1 rRNA gene is annotated in these 1,025 nt (G+C 54.5%); it reads left to right on the top strand.

What is annotated here, in order from left to right:
- Window positions 1-1,021 (top strand): 23S ribosomal RNA (locus HMPREF2751_RS00820); the annotation flags it as partial.
- Window positions 1,022-1,025: the final 4 nt, after the last annotated feature.

A 1,025-nucleotide genomic window follows, 5' to 3' on the forward strand; every position in this document is an offset into this window, starting at 1 on the left:
TTTGTGGGTCGAAGCGGAGAATTTAAGCCCCAGTAAACGGCGGTGGTAACTATAACCATCCTAAGGTAGCGAAATTCCTTGTCGGGTAAGTTCCGACCTGCACGAATGGCGTAACGACTTCCCTGCTGTCTCAACCACAGACCCGGCGAAATTGCAGTACGAGTAAAGATGCTCGTTACGCGCGGCAGGACGAAAAGACCCCGGGACCTTCACTATAGCTTGGTATTGGTGTTCGGTTCGGTTTGTGTAGGATAGGTGGGAGACTGTGATGCCTCAACGCCAGTTGGGGTGGAGTCGTTGTTGAAATACCACTCTGATCGTATTGGACATCTCAACCTCGGCCCGTGATCCGGGTTAGGGACAGTGCCTGGTGGGTAGTTTAACTGGGGCGGTTGCCTCCCAAAGAGTAACGGAGGCGCCCAAAGGTTCCCTCAGCCTGGTTGGCAATCAGGTGTTGAGTGTAAGTGCACAAGGGAGCTTGACTGTGAGACTGACAGGTCGAGCAGGTAGGAAACTAGGGACTAGTGATCCGGCACCGGCTTGTGGAAGCGGTGTCGCTCAACGGATAAAAGGTACCCCGGGGATAACAGGCTGATCTTCCCCAAGAGTCCATATCGACGGGATGGTTTGGCACCTCGATGTCGGCTCGTCGCATCCTGGGGCTGGAGTAGGTCCCAAGGGTTGGGCTGTTCGCCCATTAAAGCGGCACGCGAGCTGGGTTTAGAACGTCGTGAGACAGTTCGGTCTCTATCCGCCGCGCGCGTAGAAACTTGAGGAAGGCTGTCCCTAGTACGAGAGGACCGGGATGGACGTACCTCTGGTGTGCCAGTTGTCCCGCCTGGGGCATGGCTGGTTGGCTACGTACGGAAGGGATAACCGCTGAAAGCATCTAAGCGGGAAGCCTGTTCCAAGATTAGGTTTCTTTTGAGGTCCCCTATAGATGATGGGGTTGATAGGCCGGATCTGGAAGCATCGTAAGGTGTGGAGGTGACCGGTACTAATAGACCAAACATTCAACACACAAA

This window comes from Corynebacterium sp. HMSC063G05, assembly GCF_001810555.1.
Taxonomy (GTDB): Bacteria; Actinomycetota; Actinomycetes; order Mycobacteriales; family Mycobacteriaceae; genus Corynebacterium; species Corynebacterium jeikeium_D.